General features: G+C 59.2%; 14 protein-coding genes and 1 tRNA gene. 1 reads left to right on the top strand and 14 read right to left on the bottom strand.

The genetic code is table 11. From position 1 onward, the window contains the following. From EFD55_RS32375 to rpsL, 4 genes are all read right to left on the bottom strand, one after another. Positions 1 to 125: GTP-binding protein (locus EFD55_RS32375; protein WP_003578655.1), on the bottom strand; the 125-nt coding region annotated here is incomplete at its 3' end. A 68-nt stretch (positions 126 to 193) separates the two neighbouring features. Continuing rightward, the gene (fusA, locus tag EFD55_RS32380; protein ID WP_125851133.1) at positions 194 to 2,293 is read right to left on the bottom strand and encodes an elongation factor G; all 2,100 of its coding nucleotides are present in this window, start codon (positions 2,291 to 2,293) and stop codon (positions 194 to 196) included. A gap of 29 nt (positions 2,294 to 2,322) precedes the next feature. Then, positions 2,323 to 2,793 (bottom strand): 30S ribosomal protein S7, encoded by a 471-nt coding sequence (gene rpsG, locus EFD55_RS32385; RefSeq protein ID WP_008521364.1) that lies wholly within the window; start codon positions 2,791 to 2,793, stop codon positions 2,323 to 2,325. 79 nt (positions 2,794 to 2,872) lie between these two features. Further along, entirely contained in the window at positions 2,873 to 3,244 is a 372-nt protein-coding gene (gene rpsL, locus EFD55_RS32390) for a 30S ribosomal protein S12 (RefSeq protein WP_003547537.1), read from the bottom strand. A 495-nt stretch (positions 3,245 to 3,739) separates the two neighbouring features. Between rpsL and EFD55_RS32395 the strand changes: the two genes are divergently transcribed. Continuing rightward, positions 3,740 to 4,033, top strand: coding sequence for a transcriptional regulator (locus EFD55_RS32395; RefSeq protein WP_125851145.1), 294 nt, complete (start codon positions 3,740 to 3,742; stop codon positions 4,031 to 4,033). Positions 4,034 to 4,166: 133 nt separating this feature from the next. On the opposite strand, the gene rpoC is transcribed toward EFD55_RS32395, so the two are convergent. From rpoC to EFD55_RS32445, 10 genes are all read right to left on the bottom strand, one after another. Then, positions 4,167 to 8,375, bottom strand: a complete 4,209-nt coding sequence (gene rpoC, locus EFD55_RS32400; protein ID WP_125851135.1) for a DNA-directed RNA polymerase subunit beta' — start codon at positions 8,373 to 8,375, stop codon at positions 4,167 to 4,169. 189 nt (positions 8,376 to 8,564) lie between these two features. Next, on the bottom strand, positions 8,565 to 12,704 hold the full coding sequence (gene rpoB / locus EFD55_RS32405) for a DNA-directed RNA polymerase subunit beta (RefSeq protein WP_125851137.1): 4,140 nt from the start codon (positions 12,702 to 12,704) through the stop codon (positions 8,565 to 8,567). 261 nt (positions 12,705 to 12,965) lie between these two features. Then, positions 12,966 to 13,343: a 50S ribosomal protein L7/L12 gene (rplL, locus tag EFD55_RS32410; protein WP_028757409.1), complete on the bottom strand. Its 378-nt coding sequence runs from the start codon at positions 13,341 to 13,343 to the stop codon at positions 12,966 to 12,968. A 58-nt stretch (positions 13,344 to 13,401) separates the two neighbouring features. Further along, positions 13,402 to 13,920: a 50S ribosomal protein L10 gene (rplJ, locus tag EFD55_RS32415; protein WP_125851139.1), complete on the bottom strand. Its 519-nt coding sequence runs from the start codon at positions 13,918 to 13,920 to the stop codon at positions 13,402 to 13,404. Between the two features lie 328 nt (positions 13,921 to 14,248). Then, positions 14,249 to 14,950, bottom strand: a complete 702-nt coding sequence (rplA, locus tag EFD55_RS32420; protein ID WP_125851141.1) for a 50S ribosomal protein L1 — start codon at positions 14,948 to 14,950, stop codon at positions 14,249 to 14,251. Between the two features lie 4 nt (positions 14,951 to 14,954). After that, positions 14,955 to 15,386 carry a 50S ribosomal protein L11 gene (rplK, locus tag EFD55_RS32425; protein ID WP_047620024.1) on the bottom strand — a complete coding sequence of 144 codons (432 nt, stop codon included), beginning with the start codon at positions 15,384 to 15,386 and terminating at the stop codon, positions 14,955 to 14,957. A gap of 175 nt (positions 15,387 to 15,561) precedes the next feature. Beyond that, on the bottom strand, positions 15,562 to 16,092 hold the full coding sequence (nusG, locus tag EFD55_RS32430) for a transcription termination/antitermination protein NusG (RefSeq protein WP_003547516.1): 531 nt from the start codon (positions 16,090 to 16,092) through the stop codon (positions 15,562 to 15,564). 17 nt (positions 16,093 to 16,109) lie between these two features. Beyond that, positions 16,110 to 16,310, bottom strand: a complete 201-nt coding sequence (secE, locus tag EFD55_RS32435; RefSeq protein ID WP_003547514.1) for a preprotein translocase subunit SecE — start codon at positions 16,308 to 16,310, stop codon at positions 16,110 to 16,112. Between the two features lie 196 nt (positions 16,311 to 16,506). Further along, a tRNA-Trp gene (locus EFD55_RS32440) sits at positions 16,507 to 16,582 on the bottom strand. A 167-nt stretch (positions 16,583 to 16,749) separates the two neighbouring features. After that, complete coding sequence (locus EFD55_RS32445) at positions 16,750 to 17,643, bottom strand: NAD-dependent epimerase/dehydratase family protein (RefSeq protein WP_125851143.1); 894 nt, start codon at positions 17,641 to 17,643, stop codon at positions 16,750 to 16,752. Between the last annotated feature and the right edge of the window lie 600 nt (positions 17,644 to 18,243).

The following is an 18,243-nucleotide window of genomic DNA, read 5'->3' on the forward strand; positions in this document are numbered from 1 at the left end:
TACGCCTTGAACTCACCGAAGTACTTCGTGATCGCTGCCGTCAGAGACGTCTTGCCGTGGTCAACGTGGCCGATCGTGCCAATGTTGACGTGCGGCTTGTTGCGCTCAAACTTACTCTTTGCCATTTTCGGCTCTCCGTTTTGCTAGTCCCCGAAGGGATCTAATTCTTGTTATCGGTCAATTGGTATTCCGGTCACTTCTGACCGGAATACTTTGCCTGGATTTCTGTTGCGACGTTCGACGGGACCGGCGAATAGTGATCGAAGGTCATCGTGTACTGAGCGCGGCCCTGAGACATGGAGCGCAGGTTGTCGACGTACTTGAACATGTTCGCGAGCGGGACGTTCGCGTTGATGACGACGGCGATACCACGGCTTTCCTGACCCTGGATCTGACCACGACGGGAGTTCAGGTCGCCGATGACGTCGCCGACATAATCTTCCGGGGTAACGACTTCGACCTTCATCATCGGCTCGAGGAGCTGAGCGCCGGCCTTCTTGGCTGCTTCACGGAAGCAGGCACGCGATGCGATTTCGAAGGCGAGGACCGACGAGTCGACGTCGTGGAAGGCACCGTCGATGAGGGTCGCCTTGACGCCGAGCATCGGGAAGCCAGCGAGCGGACCAGAAGACAGAACGCTTTCGATACCCTTCTGAACGCCGGGGATGTATTCCTTCGGAACAGAGCCACCGACGATCTTGGATTCGAACTTGAATTCGTCGCCGTCCGGGTTCGGTTCGAAGACGATCTTGACGCGCGCGAACTGGCCGGTACCACCGGACTGCTTCTTGTGCGTGTAGTCTTCTTCGTGCTGGCGCGTGATGGTTTCGCGGTAGGCAACCTGCGGCGCGCCGACGGTTGCTTCGACCTTGAACTCACGACGCATGCGGTCGACGATGATGTCGAGATGCAGTTCGCCCATGCCGGCGATGATGGTCTGGCCGGATTCCTGGTCGGTCTTGACGCGGAAGGACGGATCTTCAGCAGCCAGGCGGTTGAGCGCGAGGCCCATCTTTTCCTGGTCGCCCTTGGTCTTCGGCTCGATGGCGATCTGAATGACCGGCTCGGGGAATTCCATACGCTCGAGGATAACCGGCTTCAGCGGATCGCAGAGCGTATCGCCAGTGGTGGTTTCCTTGAGGCCGGCCAGAGCAACGATGTCGCCTGCGAAGGCTTCTTCGATGTCTTCGCGCGAGTTGGAGTGCATCTGCAGCATGCGGCCGACGCGCTCGCGCTTGTCCTTGACCGTGTTCATGACCGACGCGCCCTTTTCGAGCTTGCCGGAATAGATGCGGGCGAAGGTGAGCGAACCGACGAAGGGGTCGTTCATGATCTTGAAGGCGAGCATGGAAAGCGGCTCGCTGTCATCGGCATGACGCTCGATTTCAGCTTCCGTCTTGAAGTCGATGCCCTTGATCGCCGGGATGTCCATCGGCGACGGCAGGTAGTCGACGACGGCGTCGAGCAGCGGCTGCACGCCCTTGTTCTTGAAGGCGGTGCCGCAGAACATCGGATGGAACTTGACGTCGATCGTGCCGCGGCGAACCAGCGCACGGATCTGCTCGTTGTCGGGCAGAATGCCTTCCAGGTAAGCTTCCGTGGCGGCTTCGTCGATGTCGACAACCGTCTCGATCAGCTTTTCGCGATATTCCTCGGCCTTGGCCTTCATGTCCTCAGGGATCTCTACGACATCCCACTGGGCGCCGAGCGACTCGTCACGCCAGATGAGAGCGTTCATCTCGATGAGATCGATGACACCCTTGAATTCGGTTTCAGCACCGATCGGCAGCTGCATGACGACAGCCGTTGCGCCGAGACGGGTCTTGATCATCTCGACGGAGCGGTAGAAGTCCGCGCCGGTCTTGTCCATCTTGTTGCAGAAGATCATGCGCGGAACGTTGTACTTCTCGGCCTGACGCCAGACGGTTTCCGTCTGCGGCTCAACGCCGGCGTTGGCGTCGAGCAGCGCGATGGCGCCGTCGAGAACGCGCAGCGAACGCTCGACTTCGATGGTGAAGTCGACGTGGCCGGGGGTGTCGATGATGTTGAAGCGGCGCGTCTTGCCGTCACGGCCCTTCCAGAAGGTCGTGGTGGCAGCAGAGGTGATCGTGATGCCACGCTCCTGCTCCTGCTCCATCCAGTCCATGGTGGCTGCGCCGTCGTGGACTTCGCCGATCTTGTGCGACTTGCCGGTGTAGTAAAGGATACGCTCGGTGGTCGTGGTCTTGCCGGCGTCGATATGCGCCATGATACCGAAATTGCGGTAGTCTTCGATCTTATATTCGCGAGCCATTGTGGACTGCCTTTCGATACCGTTCGGAATTACCAGCGATAGTGCGAGAATGCACGGTTGGCGTCAGCCATCTTGTGCGTGTCTTCGCGCTTCTTGACGGCGGAGCCGCGGTTGTTGGACGCATCGAGCAGTTCGCCGGACAGGCGATCGATCATGGTGGTTTCGTTGCGCTTGCGGGCAGCGGCAATCAGCCAACGAATGGCGAGAGCCTGGCGGCGCTCCGGACGGACGTCGACCGGAACCTGGTAGGTCGCACCACCGACGCGGCGCGAGCGGACTTCAACGTGCGGGGCAATGTTGTCGAGCGCAGAATGGAAAACCGTGAGCGGCTCCTGCTTGGACTTACCCTGAACGGCGTCAAACGCACCATAGACGATGTTTTCAGCAACGGACTTCTTACCATCGAGCATGATGGCATTCATGAACTTGGTCACGACGAGATCGCCGAACTTCGGATCCGGATTGATCTCGCGCTTTTCTGCTTTATGACGTCTGGACATACTTTTCGTCTCTTCAACCGTTAAGGCGCTTCATCACGCGGAGGACCTCGCGCAGCGCCGGATTATTCGAAAACCCGAATTACTTCGGACGCTTCGCACCGTACTTGGAGCGGCGCTGCTTGCGGTTCTTGACACCCTGAGTATCGAGAACGCCGCGGATGATGTGGTAACGGACACCCGGAAGGTCCTTGACGCGGCCGCCACGGATCATGACGACGGAGTGTTCCTGAAGGTTGTGACCTTCGCCGGGGATGTAACCAATGACTTCGAAGCCGTTGGTCAGGCGGATCTTTGCGACCTTACGCAGAGCCGAGTTCGGCTTCTTCGGCGTCGTCGTGTAGACGCGCGTGCAAACGCCGCGCTTCTGCGGGTTCTCCTGGAGAGCGGGAACCTTATTACGCTTTACGTTCGCCTGGCGAGGCTTGCGGATCAGCTGGTTTACGGTAGGCATTCAACCATCCCTTACGTTTTATCTCAGTACCCTTGCGGGCTTGAACTCGCGCCGTCTCCGGCAATGACGCACGCTTTCCGTCAATGCGCAAAATATGGCCCGATCCGCTTCCGCAGATGGACCACAAAGAGCAGAGGACGCATAAAACCATGCGTCATGCGTGCAGCATCATGACTTCAACGTGCGTTTAGAACCTTGTTTGAGGTGAACTCCAGGGCGCGTCGCCCCGAACAGCCAAGCCTCACATGGGATCTGATGGCCGGGGTACTACTGGTTTCCACCCGTCTCGTCAAGGCCGGTTAAGAAATAAACTTGCCCGCATCGCCTTGATATGCGGGCCGAACGCCCTGTTTTCACCCTGTAGACGAATTCTCCGCGGTGCGCCAAGATAAAAACTTGGGCATTGCAGCAAAAGCAGTTAAGGAATCAGCAAATGCGGCGGAAGCCCTCTTAGCAGGATTCGAGCGATCGAATCGAAAAGCCGAAGGACTGGCGATGATTACGACACCTGATAACGACAACAATTTCGACGGACCGATGATCTTCATCATCATTGGCAAAGGCTATGAGTCGGACGCTAGCGAAGGCATCGATCTGCACATCCTGCTGAAGGCGCCAGACGACGACACCGCCGTGCGCGAGGCTTTGAACGCTCTTGCCGAGGAGGGGTTCATCGAGGCCGATCTCGACCAGATTGGCATGCTCACCGAAATCCCGGAGGAAGAGCCGCATGCCTCGGCCTATCAGGGCGCGATCGATGGCGAGGTCGCGATCATCCGGTTCAACTGACGGGGCTGCCGCCCACGGTGGCGCGCCGGCAACGAGGCAGCGCCTTCCCTCCCCCGGTCAACCAGCACAGCAGAAATGAAAACCGCCCGGATCGCTCCGGGCGGTTTTTCAATTCATGAACTTCAGCTGCGGATTATTCCGCAGCCGGGGCGTTTTCAGCCATGTCCTGCAGCATTGGGGTGGCGACAGCTGCCCCGGTGCCCTTGCGACGCTCTTCGAGGATCAGCTCGTCGCGCGACGTGGCAATGCGGCGGATCTGCGTCATGGTGCCGCCGGTACCGGCCGGGATGAGGCGGCCGACGATGACGTTCTCCTTCAGACCCTGCAGACCGTCGGTCTTGCCGGCGATTGCGGCTTCCGTCAGCACCTTGGTCGTTTCCTGGAAGGATGCGGCCGAGATGAAGGACGGGGTCTGCAGCGACGCCTTGGTGATGCCGAGAAGAACCGGATCGCCGTGGGCGGGCTTCTTGCCCTGCTCGATCAGATGATCGTTGACGTCTTCGAGCTCGATCCGGTCGACATTGTCGCCGACGATATAGGTCGAGTCGCCCGCATCGGTGATTTCCACCTTCTGCAGCATCTGACGGACGATCACCTCGATGTGCTTATCGTTGATGACAACGCCCTGCAGACGGTAGACTTCCTGGATCTCGTTGACGAGGTAGGAGGCGAGAGCCTCCACGCCCTTGATCGCCAGGATGTCGTGCGGAGCCGGGTTACCGTCGAGGATGTAATCACCCTTTTCGATATAGTCGCCGTCCTGAAGATGGAAGGGCTTGCCCTTCGGGATCAGGTATTCGACAGGCTCGACACCGTCTTCCGCCGGCTCGATGATGACGCGACGCTTGTTCTTGTAGTCGCGGCCGAGGCGGATCGTACCATCGATCTCTGCGATGATGGCGTGATCCTTCGGACGGCGAGCTTCGAACAGCTCGGCAACACGCGGCAGACCACCGGTGATGTCCTTCGTCTTTGCACTTTCGAGCGGCGAACGGGCGAGAACGTCACCCTGGGAGACCTTCGTGCCCGGCTCGACCGACAGAATGGCATCGACCGAGAGCAGGAAGCGGGCGTCGCTACCACGCGACAGCTTCGCGACATTGCCGCTGGCGTCCTTGATGACGATCGCCGGCTTGAGGTCCGAACCGCGCGGCGTCGAACGCCAGTCGATAACCTGGCGCTTGGTGATGCCGGTGGATTCGTCGGTCGCTTCGAGAACGGAGAGACCGTCGACCAGATCTTCGAACTGAACGGTACCGGAAACTTCCGTCATCATCGGACGGGTGTAGGGATCCCACTCCGCCAGACGTTGACCGCGCTTGACCTTGTCACCTTCGTCGACATGCAGCTTCGAACCGTAGGCGACGCGCTGCGAAGAGCGCTCCACGCCACGCTCGTCCAGGATCTGGACGGTCATGTTGCGGCCCATGGCAACGAGGCTGCCTTCGGAGTTGCGCAGCACGTTGCGGTTCTTGATCTGCACCGTACCTTCGTACGAGGCTTCCAGGAACGACTGGTCGACCACGGTTGCCGTACCGCCAAGGTGGAAGGTACGCATGGTGAGCTGGGTTCCCGGCTCGCCGATCGACTGAGCGGCGATGACACCGACGGCTTCGCCCATGTTGACAGGCGTACCGCGCGCGAGGTCGCGGCCGTAGCAGACCGAGCAGACGCCCGTCTGGATTTCGCAAGTCAGCGCCGAGCGAATACGGATCGACTGGATACCGGCCTTCTCGATTTCGATGACATCCGGCTCGAGGATCATCTTGCCGGCATCGACGATGCGCTCACCCGTGACCGGATGATCGATGTCGTCGAGCGCCGTGCGGCCGAGGATGCGGGCGCCGAGCGAGGCGACGACCTGACCGGCATCAACGATGGCGGTCATGGTGAGGCCGGTTTCCGTGCCGCAATCGACGTGCGTGACGATGCAATCCTGCGCGACGTCGACGAGACGGCGGGTCAGGTAACCGGAGTTCGCAGTCTTCAAGGCGGTGTCTGCCAGACCCTTGCGGGCGCCGTGCGTCGAGTTGAAGTACTCGTTGACGGTCAGACCTTCCTTGAAGTTCGAGATGATCGGCGTCTCGATGATTTCACCCGACGGCTTGGCCATGAGGCCGCGCATGCCGCCCAGCTGACGCATCTGGTTCGGAGAACCGCGGGCACCGGAGTGGCTCATCATGTAGATCGAATTCATCGGCTTCTGACGGCCGGTGTTCTCGTCGAACTCGACCGCCTTGATGCGGGCCATCATCTCTTCGGCGACCTTTTCGGTCGCCTTGCCCCAGGCGTCGACAACCTTGTTGTACTTTTCGCCCTGGGTGATCAGGCCGTCATTATACTGCTGCTCGTATTCCTTCACCAGGCTTTCTGTGTCGGCAACGATCTTGGCCTTGGCATCCGGAATGACCATGTCGTCCTTGCCGAACGAAATGCCGGCGCGGCAGGCATGGGAGAAGCCGAGCTGCATGATGCGGTCGCAGAAAATGACCGTGTCCTTCTGGCCGCAATGGCGGTAGACCGTGTCGATCATCTTGGAGATGTTCTTCTTGGTCATTTCCTGGTTGCAGATGTCGAAGGGCACCTTGCCGTTCTTCGGCAGCAGTTCGCCGATGAGCAGGCGGCCAGGCGTAGTCTCATAGATCTTCGAGTAGGGCTTGCCATCCTCGTCGATCGACTTGAAACGGCCGCGGATCTTGGTGTGCAGCGTCACGACCTTGCTTTCAAGCGCGTGATGCAATTCGCCGAGATCGGAGAAGGCCATGCCTTCACCCGGCTCGTTCTGGTTCAGGATCGACAGGTAGTAGAGGCCGAGAACCATGTCCTGCGAGGGAACGATGATCGGAGCACCGTTTGCCGGATGCAGGATGTTGTTGGTCGACATCATCAGCACGCGGGCTTCAAGCTGGGCTTCAAGCGACAGCGGCACGTGAACGGCCATCTGGTCACCGTCGAAGTCGGCGTTGAATGCCGTGCAGACGAGCGGATGCAACTGGATGGCCTTGCCTTCGACCAGGGTGGGTTCGAAGGCCTGGATGCCCAGGCGGTGCAGCGTCGGTGCGCGGTTCAGCAGAACCGGATGCTCGCGGATGACCTCGTCGAGGATATCCCAGACCTCAGGCTTTTCCTTTTCGACCAGCTTCTTGGCCTGCTTGACGGTCGAGGAATAACCCTTGGCGTCGAGGCGGGCGTAGATGAACGGCTTGAAGAGCTCGAGCGCCATCTTCTTCGGCAGGCCGCACTGATGCAGCTTCAGTTCCGGACCGGTCACGATGACCGAACGGCCGGAATAGTCGACGCGCTTGCCGAGCAGGTTCTGGCGGAAGCGGCCCTGCTTGCCCTTCAGCATGTCGGACAGCGACTTCAGCGGACGCTTGTTGGCGCCGGTGATGACGCGGCCGCGGCGGCCGTTGTCGAACAGCGCATCGACAGATTCCTGCAGCATGCGCTTTTCGTTGCGGATGATGATGCCCGGTGCGCGTAGTTCGATGAGGCGCTTCAGACGATTGTTACGGTTGATGACGCGGCGATAGAGATCGTTCAGATCCGAGGTCGCGAAACGACCGCCGTCCAGGGGAACCAGCGGGCGCAGATCCGGCGGGATGACCGGAACGACCTTCATGATCATCCATTCCGGGCGGTTGCCGGATTCCATGAAGTTCTCGACGATCTTCAGGCGCTTCATCAGCTTCTTCTGCTTGAGGTCCGACGTGGTGTCGGCAAGCTCGGAGCGAAGGTCGCCAGCGATCTTTTCGAGGTTCATCGATGCCAGCATCTCGTAGATGGCTTCTGCACCGATCATGGCCGTGAACTGGTCTTCGCCGTATTCGTCAACGGCAAGCATGTACTCTTCTTCAGACAGGAGTTGGTGCTCCTTGAGCGCGGTAAGACCCGGCTCCGTGACGATGTAGTTTTCGAAGTAGAGAACGCGCTCGACATCCTTCAGCGTCATGTCGAGCAGCGTCGAAATGCGGCTCGGCAGCGACTTCAGGAACCAGATGTGGGCAACGGGAGCAGCGAGCTCGATATGGCCCATGCGCTCGCGGCGAACGCGCGACAGCGTGACTTCGACGCCGCACTTTTCGCAGATGATGCCCTTGTACTTCATGCGCTTGTACTTGCCGCACAGGCATTCGTAATCCTTGATCGGGCCAAAGATGCGCGCGCAGAACAAACCGTCGCGTTCCGGCTTGAACGTGCGGTAGTTGATGGTTTCCGGCTTCTTGATCTCACCGTAGGACCAGGAGAGGATCTTCTCCGGAGACGCGATCGAAATCCGAATGGAATCGAAATTCTGTGCAGGCACCTGCGGATTGAAAAGATTCATGACCTCTTGATTCATGCCTGTCTCCTTCATGGGCGAAAGCGCCCTCAAAATGCGATGGTCAGCGGCAAATTCCCGGGAGCCGCCTCCCTCGCCTAAACGAGAATAACCGCTGGATGCGGCGAAACTTCCCTTCCGGGCCATATGGATACGGCGGCCGGCGGGACCGGCGTGCGCCGCATTGGCAGCGCACGCCCTATCAAGTGTTTACTCGGCCGCGTCGGGCAGCTGGGTCGCCTGTGCTTCGTCAAGCTTGGTATTCTCAAGCTCGACGCTGAGGCCCAGCGAGCGCATTTCCTTGACGAGAACGTTGAAGCTTTCCGGAATACCGGCTTCGAACGTGTCGTCGCCGCGGACGATGGCTTCGTAGACCTTGGTGCGGCCGGCGACGTCGTCCGACTTCACCGTCAGCATTTCCTGCAGCGTGTAGGCCGCGCCATAAGCTTCGAGCGCCCAGACTTCCATTTCGCCGAAGCGCTGACCGCCGAACTGTGCCTTGCCACCCAGCGGCTGCTGGGTCACGAGCGAGTAAGGACCGATCGAACGGGCATGGATCTTGTCATCGACAAGGTGGTTGAGCTTCAGCATGTAGATGTAGCCCACAGTCACCTGACGGTCGAACTGCTCGCCGGTACGGCCGTCATAGAGCGTCGACTGACCGGTATCCTTGAGACCTGCCAGACGCAGCATGTCGTTGACATCGCCTTCATGCGCACCGTCGAAAACAGGCGTCGCAATCGAAACGCCGCGCTTCCACTGGTCGGCAAGACGCAGCACCGACTCATCGTCGAACTCGTGGACCTGTTCGGCCTTCGGACCGTCACCGACGACATCGCCGATGGTCTTGCGCAGCGGCTCGATGTTGCCGTTCGCCTTGTAGGCTTCGATCAGTTCGCCAATCTGGCGACCCATGCCGGCGCAAGCCCAACCCAAGTGCGTTTCCAGGATCTGGCCGACGTTCATGCGCGAGGGCACGCCGAGCGGGTTCAGAACAACGTCGACATGCGTGCCGTCTTCGAGGAACGGCATGTCCTCGACAGGCACAATGCGCGAAACCACGCCCTTGTTCCCGTGACGGCCGGCCATCTTGTCGCCCGGCTGGATCTTGCGCTTCACGGCGACGAAGACCTTGACCATCTTCATGACGCCAGGAGGCATTTCATCGCCGCGCTGGACCTTTTCGACCTTGTCCATGAAGCGCTGCTCAAGGCGCGACTTGGATTCGTCGTACTGGCCGCGCAGTGCTTCGAGCTCGCTCTGAACCTTCTCGTCCTCGACCGCGAACATCCACCACTGCGAGCGGGGATATTCGGAGACGACGGCGTTCGAAAGCTCGGTGCCCTTCTTGAAGCCCTTCGGACCGGCAATCGATACCTGGCCACGCAGCATGTCGATCAGACGGCCGTAGACGTTACGGTCGAGGATCGCCTGCTCGTCGTCACGGTCCTTGGCAAGACGCTCGATCTCTTCGCGCTCGATCGCCATCGCGCGCTCATCCTTCTCCACGCCGTGGCGGTTGAAGACGCGAACTTCGACGATCGTGCCGTAGGTGCCCGGCGGCATGCGCATGGACGTGTCGCGCACATCGGAAGCCTTTTCGCCGAAGATGGCGCGCAGAAGCTTTTCTTCCGGCGTCATCGGGCTTTCGCCCTTCGGCGTGATCTTGCCGACGAGGATATCGCCCGGCTGAACTTCGGCGCCGATGTAGACGATACCGGCTTCGTCGAGGTTCTTCAGCGCTTCTTCCGAAACGTTCGGAATGTCGCGCGTGATTTCCTCAGGACCAAGCTTGGTGTCGCGCGCCATCACTTCGAATTCTTCGATGTGGATGGAGGTGAACACGTCGTCAGCAACGATACGCTCGGAGAGCAGGATCGAGTCTTCGTAGTTGTAGCCGTTCCAGGGCATGAACGCGACGAGCGCGTTGCGGCCGAGCGCCAGGTCGCCGAGATCGGTCGACGGGCCGTCGGCGAGGATGTCGCCGCGGTTGACCTCGTCTCCGACGGTGACCAGCGGACGCTGGTTGACGCAGGTGTTCTGGTTAGAACGCTGGAACTTCTGCAGGCGGTAGATATCGACGCCGGACTTGCCGGCTTCGAGGTCTTCCGTGGCGCGGATAACGATGCGCGTCGCGTCGACCTGGTCGACCACGCCGCCACGACGGGCGCCGATAGCAGCGCCTGAGTCACGAGCGACGACCGGCTCCATGCCGGTGCCGACGAACGGCGCTTCAGCGCGCAGAAGCGGAACGGCCTGACGCTGCATGTTCGAGCCCATGAGCGCGCGGTTGGCGTCGTCGTTTTCCAGGAACGGGATGAGAGCGGCTGCGACCGAAACGACCTGCTTCGGCGAGACGTCCATCAGGTTCATGCTGTCGCGCGGGGCGAGCATAACTTCGCCGGCATGACGGCAGACGACGAACTCGTCGACGAAGGAACCGTCAGGGTTCATCTCGGCGTTTGCCTGGGCGACGTAGTACTTCGCCTCTTCCATGGCGGAGAGGTAGAGCACGTCGTTCGTCACCCTGCCGTCGACGATGCGGCGGTACGGGCTTTCGATGAAGCCGTACTTGTTGACGCGGGCAAAGGTCGCAAGCGAGTTGATGAGACCGATGTTCGGGCCTTCCGGCGTTTCGATCGGGCAGATGCGGCCGTAGTGCGTCGGATGAACGTCGCGGACTTCGAAGCCGGCGCGCTCGCGGGTCAGACCGCCCGGGCCAAGAGCCGAGAGGCGGCGCTTGTGGGTGATTTCCGAGAGCGGGTTGACCTGGTCCATGAACTGCGAGAGCTGCGAGGAACCGAAGAACTCGCGGACAGCGGCAGCCGCCGGCTTGGCGTTGATCAGATCCTGCGGCATGACCGTGTCGATCTCGATCGAGGACATGCGCTCCTTGATCGCGCGCTCCATACGGAGCAGGCCGAGACGGTACTGGTTTTCCATCAGTTCGCCGACCGAGCGGACACGACGGTTGCCGAGGTTATCGATGTCGTCGATCTCGCCCTTGCCGTCGCGCAGTTCGACCAGCATCCTGACCACGGCCAGGATGTCGTCCTTGCGCAGGATGCGGACGGTGTCTTCGACGGTCAGGTCGAGACGCATGTTCATCTTGACGCGGCCGACGGCGGAGAGGTCGTAACGCTCCGCATCGAAGAACAGCGAGTTGAACATGGCTTCGGCCGATTCCATGGTCGGCGGTTCACCCGGACGCATGACGCGGTAGATGTCGAAAAGAGCGTCCTGACGGTTCTCGTTCTTGTCGGCTGAGAGCGTGTTGCGGATATAGGCGCCGACATTGATGTGGTCGATGCCGAGAACCGGGATCTCGTCGAAACCGTTCGACAGGATGATGCCGAGCGTCTTTTCGTCGATTTCGTCGCCGGCCTCGAGATAGATTTCACCCGTCGAGTAGTTGACGATGTCGCCGGCGAGGTAGTTGCCGTAAAGATCGTCGTCGCCGGCCTTCAACGCCTTCAGGCCCTTATCGGACAGCTGGCGCAGCAAGCGCGGGGTCAGCTTCTTGCCGGCTTCCACGACGACTTCGCCGGTATCGGCGTCGACCATCTCGGTGATCGCCTTGGCACCCTTCAGTGTTTCCGGCTTGAAGGGAATGCGCCAGCCTTCGCCGTCGCGCTTGTAGAGCGACTTCGTGTAGAAGGTGTCGAGGATTTCCTCGCCGTCCATGCCGAGCGCCATCAGCAGCGACGTCACCGGAATCTTGCGGCGGCGGTCAATACGGGCGTAAACGATGTCCTTGGCGTCGAATTCGATATCGAGCCAGGAACCGCGATAGGGAATGACGCGGGCAGCAAAAAGCAGTTTGCCAGACGAGTGGCTCTTGCCCTTGTCGTGGTCGAAGAAGACGCCCGGCGAACGGTGCATCTGGGAGACGATCACGCGCTCGGTGCCGTTGACGATGAACGTGCCGTTGTTGGTCATGAGCGGCATGTCGCCCATGTAGACGGACTGTTCCTTGATGTCCTTGATCGACTTGGCGCCGGTATCCTCGTCGATATCGAACACGATGAGGCGCAGCGTCACCTTCAGCGGCGCCGCATAGGTCAGGTCGCGCTGGCGGCATTCGTCGACGTCGAACTTCGGCGGCTCGAACTCATAGGACACGAATTCCAGCATGGAAGCGCCGGAGAAATCGGTGATCGGGAAAACCGACTTGAAGACGGCCTGAAGACCTTCGTCGGGACGACCGCCTTTCGGCTCTTCAACCATCAGAAACTGGTCGTAGGACGCCTTCTGAACCTCGATGAGGTTCGGCATTTCTGCGACTTCGGGGATCTTACCAAAAAACTTGCGTACGCGCCTGCGACCGTTGAACGAAAGGGTCTGAGCCATCGTCGCTCCTTCAAAATCTTGCACCCGGGCCTGCAACGGACGGGAACCGATGGCCAGTCGACCCCGTCAATCAATGGGTAGTTCAATCTCGTCCGACTCCCGAAAACGCTCAGCTCGGATTGCTGTGCTGCCCTCGGTGCGAGACTATCCTTTTGAAGAACCCATTACCCAAAAGCCGTTTTGACGCGGCTTTTGGGTAATTCGTTCAGAAAAACGGCAAATGGGAGGCAGTCGTTGCTGCCTCCCAAAAGCAGTATAGAATTACTTGACGTCGGCCTTGGCGCCAGCGTCTTCAAGCTTCTTCTTGATGTCAGCGGCTTCAGCCTTGTTGACGCCTTCCTTGACAGCCTTCGGAGCGGCTTCGACGAGGTCCTTGGCTTCCTTGAGGCCGAGACCCGTGATGGCGCGGACTTCCTTGATGACGTTGATCTTGTTGGCACCGGCGTCGACGAGGATGACGTCGAATTCGGTCTTTTCTTCTTCAACGACAGCCGGGCCAGCACCACCGGCAGCGGCAGCAACAGCTACCGGAGCAGCAGCGGAAACGCCCCACTTTTCTTCAAGAAGCTTCGACAGTTCTGCAGCTTCCAGAACGGTCAGCGAGGAGAGGTCGTCTACGATCTTTGCGAGATCAGCCATTTTACTAGTTCCTTTTGTTCGGTTCGAACCGGTTGATTATAAACAGCGAAAAACCGCCTTAAGCGGCTTCGTCCTTCTTGGCGTAGGCCGCGAACACACGGGCAAGCTGGCTTGCCGGTGCTGCAACAACCCCAGCGATGCGGGTAGCCGGTGTCTGGATCATGCCCAGCAGCTTCGCACGCAGCTCGTCGAGCGAAGGCAGGGTCGCAAGCGACTTGACTGCTTCGGCGTTGAGCGTGGTTGTTCCCATGGAACCGCCCAGAACAATGATCTTGTCATTGGTCTTGGCAAAATCCATGACGACCTTCGGAGCGGTGATCGGATCGGTGCTGTATGCAATCAGCGTCTGACCCTTGAAGAGATTGGTAATCCCTTCCGCTTCCGTACCCTGAAGGGCAATTTTGGCCAGGCGGTTCTTCGCGACTTTGACGGTACCGCCAGCTGCACGCATCTTCGAACGAAAATCGTTCATCTGCGCGACTGTGGCACCAGCATAGTGGGCCACGACAACTGAGCCCGAAGCCTTGAAGACTTCGTTCAGTTCCGTGACGAATTCGCGTTTTTCCGCTCTTTCCACTGCCTATCTCCAGTTGGCGGGACCGAAAACGGGCCCGCCGGGTTGCCTTTGCCTCCTGGGATCATGCGAGATCCCAAGCGACGCTTGAGGATCCTGTCCCCCCGCGCTCCCGCGCCAATCAAGGCTAAAGAGGCACAAGGCATCCAAGGCTCGAACCGATTTCCTAGAAGCGAACTTCATGTAATTCGGGTCTTACCCGTCTCATGCAGGCTAAGTGATTAAGGGAAAACCACCTGCAATCTCGGACAGGATTCCGGATTTCTCCGGAATATTCCGGCCCCTTGCGAGGCCGGAAATTCATTCACCGGGCCGAAGCCCGGCCATAAACTTATGCAGTCGGAGCTGCGGTGACCGAGCCGACTTCGATCTTGACGCCCGGGCCCATGGTCGAGGAAATCGCCACGCGCTTGACGTAGTTGCCCTTGGCGCCAGCCGGCTTCGCCTTGATGACGGCGTCGGCGAAGGCGCGGATGTTTTCTTCCAGAGCCTTGGCGTCGAAAGAGGCCTTGCCGATGCCGGCGTGGACAATACCAGCCTTCTCGACGCGGAACTCGACAGCGCCTCCCTTGGAAGCCTTGACGGCTCCGGCAACGTCCATAGTAACGGTGCCGACCTTCGGGTTCGGCATCATGCCGCGCGGGCCGAGAACCTTACCGAGACGGCCGACGAGCGGCATCATGTCCGGAGTGGCGATGCAGCGATCGAATTCGATTTTGCCGCCCTGGACGATTTCGACGAGCTCTTCGGCGCCGACGATATCAGCACCGGCAGCCTTGGCTTCGTCAGCCTTGACGCCACGAGCGAAGACGGCGACGCGAACCGTGCGGCCCGTGCCGTTCGGCAGGTTGACGACGCCGCGAACCATCTGATCCGCATGGCGCGGATCGACGCCGAGGTTCATCGAGACTTCGATGGTTTCGTCGAACTTGGCGACAGCCCGTTCCTTGACCATGCCGATAGCCAGGGTCAGAGCGTAGAGCTTTGTGGGATCAACACCTTCGTTGATCTTCTGAGTGCGCTTGCCAGCCATGATATTAACCCACCACTTCCAGGCCCATGGCGCGGGCAGAGCCCTCGATCATCGCCATTGCACCTTCGATATCCGCTGCGTTCAGATCCTTCATCTTGGCTTCTGCGATCGTCTTGATCTGAGCCTTGGTGAGGGAGCCTGCCTTGGCGCCCTTGCCGGGCGTCTTGGAACCGGACGTGATCTTCGCTTCCTTCTTCAGCCAGTAGCTGACCGGAGGCTGCTTCATCGCGAAGGTGAAGGACTTGTCCTGGTAATAGGTGATGACGACCGGGATCGGCATACCCTTTTCCATTTCCTGCGTGGCGGCATTGAACGCCTTGCAGAATTCCATGATGTTAATGCCACGCTGACCAAGCGCCGGACCAATCGGCGGGGACGGGTTTGCCGATCCTGCCTTGACCTGAAGCTTGAGCTGGCCTGCAACTTTCTTAGCCATATCTCTCTGCCTTTCATGAACGGCCGGTTACCCGGCCCGTGATGCCGGATCTCTCCGGCGGCTGCGGTTGCGTGGTGCGGATATTAGGGTCCGGCTAAGACCCCTCACCTTCCACGCGGGTGCGGACGACGTCCGCAGGAAACAGGCCGCAAAGGCCAGCCTCCAGTTTCTGCAATCAGACCTTCTCGACCTGTGCGTATTCCAGCTCGACCGGCGTTGCGCGGCCGAAGATCGACACTTCCACCTTCAGGCGCGAACGCTCTTCGTCCACATCCTGAACCGTGCCGTTGAACGAGGCGAACGGACCATCGGAAACGCGGACCTGCTCGCCGATCTCGAAGGTAATGGATGCCTTCGGCCGCTCGACACCTTCCTGAACCTGACCGAGAATGCGCTCGGCTTCATAATCCGGAATCGGAACGGGCTTATTGTCGGAGCCGAGAAAGCCTGTGACCTTAGGCGTATTCTTGATCAGGTGGTAGGCTTCATCCGTCAGATTGGCGCGAACCATGACATAGCCCGGGAAAAACTTGCGCTCGGAATCGACCTTGCGGCCGCGACGCACTTCCACCACCTTTTCGGTCGGCACGAGGATCTTCTCGAACAGATGCTCAAGCCCCTTCTGGCGAGCCTTGTTCTCGATGTCTTCAGCTACCTTCTTTTCAAAATTGGAATACGCGTGGACGATGTACCAACGTGCCGCCATTTTCATCTCCACCCGTATCAGTTGCCGGTATTCAGCACGAAGCTCAGAGCCCAGCCGATCAGCTGGTCAGCGGCAAAGAAAAACAGCGCGGCGAAAACCACCATCACAAGCACCATGACCGTCGAGATCATCGTCTCGCGGCGCGACGGCCATGTGACCTTGGACGTTTCGGAGCGAACCTGCTGCAGAAACGCGAATGGATTGGATTTAGATGCCATCGACTGCCCACGCAATTACGGCGCGTAAAGCTGAAACTATCAGCCCCACGCACCGCGTGTCTGTTGAACCCTAAATAAACACCGATTTCCGAATACACAAGGGGGGAAACCGAAGTTTAACGAAATTAGTTGCCACCAATTTATTCCCGGTCCGAAACGCTGCAAGTACGTCCGCGCTGTCCCATATCGAGGAAAGTGGCAGGGGCAGAGGGGCTCGAACCCCCGACCTGCGGTTTTGGAGACCGCCGCTCTACCAACTGAGCTATACCCCTTCATGCCTGTCATTCAGCGCCCGGGCCAAGGCCCGCAAATCGCTGCTGAAAAGCATGGCGACCCTTTAAGACGACGGCACGGGATTGGCAAGCACGATTTTCGGTTTTCAAAGCCATTCTCCTCATATGCGGGCAAATGGCTTATCGACTTCGCGGCCAAGACCCAGTCAGACCCTCACGTATTTCCGCCAATCGTGCTCTTCCTTAAAGCCCAGCAACTCACGAATCTTGCGGTTTGAAAGCAGGCTTTCATACTCACCGATTTCGCGGGTGAAAGGCACGTTCGGGAAGAATCGCTTCGCAAGCTCCTTCGACGGCGTATTGGCCGAAACGGTGTTGTTGGCAGCGTTGAAGACCTGATAGCCCAATCCGTCCTTCTCAATGCAGAGATGGCAGATCTGCCCGAGGTCGCGGGCGTCGATATAGCTCCAGGCGATGCGCTTGCGCATCTCTGGATTGGCGAAGTAGGTCGGGAACCGCTCATACTCATGCGGCTCGATGACGTTGCCGATGCGCAGCGCATAGATGTCGAAACCCGAGCGCTCGGCAAAGGCGCGCGCCGTCTTCTCGTTGACCACCTTGGAAAGACCATAGGAATCCATCGGGTTGACGTCGTAGTCCTCCTCCAGCGGGAACTGGTGGAAATCGCGATGACCCTCGGCGAAGCAGACGCCGTAAGTCGTCTCACTCGATGCGACGATGATCTTCCGGATACCGAGCTTCACCGCCGCCTCGATGACGTTGTAGGTGCCCATCGTATTGATGCGGAAGGTTTCGTTGTCAGGCTTGATCAGGATGCGCGGGATGGCAGCGAAATGCACGACGGCATCGAAAGGCTGCACGCCCCTGCCCGCATCGAGATCGGGAAAATCGCGATGCATCGAAAGCGCGTTGAAGACCTGGCCGCTATCGGTGATGTCGGCGATGAGATTGGTAACGCCGGGGCTATCCAGCGGCACGAGATCGATGTTGTGAACCTCGTAACCGGCATTGACGAGCCACGGCACGGCATGGCGACCTGCCTTGCCCGAACCGCCCGTGAACAGGATGCGTTTTTTCATCGAATATCCTCCGCGTCATGAAACCGGAGGCATAGTTAGACGCTTCCGCGCGAAGAGCAAGCGAGCGTCTGCAAGGGGGTTCACCCCCGCCTCGCCAGGAGCACCCCACGGGAGCACCTGGCCGATCATTTCCACCGCAGAAGCCTGCGATGATCTGGAAGGGCCGTCACTTGACGACACTTACCTCGTCTATCTGCACTCCGGCTGACTGAACAACCTCTTGCGGAATTGCAGCGATGAAAAACATCGTGAAAACATACATCGCGAATATCGTCGCAACGAACGTGGCCTTTGGAATCATCCGGGCTCTCCTTTGCAAGAAGGAGTCTGGACTAAAATGGGTCATTCACAAACCGGTTTCTGAATGTGAGATGAACAAAATACTGTGACAGGCCAATTTAACGATATTTTTACAACACCTGTTAAACCTACCGGAAGCCATGAAAATGAAAAACCCCGCTGTTTCCAGCGGGGTCAGACTGCTGACAAACCCCTGGCACCGTCCAGGGGTTTATGATTCATTGGGACATGTTGAAGAAACCTGCCCCCACCCAGACGGCTCTTGAGATGGTGACGCTCGATAGCCTGGTGCCGAAGGAT

The sequence above is a fragment of the Rhizobium pisi genome (genome assembly GCF_003938655.1).
Lineage (GTDB): Bacteria > Pseudomonadota > Alphaproteobacteria > Rhizobiales > Rhizobiaceae > Rhizobium > Rhizobium pisi.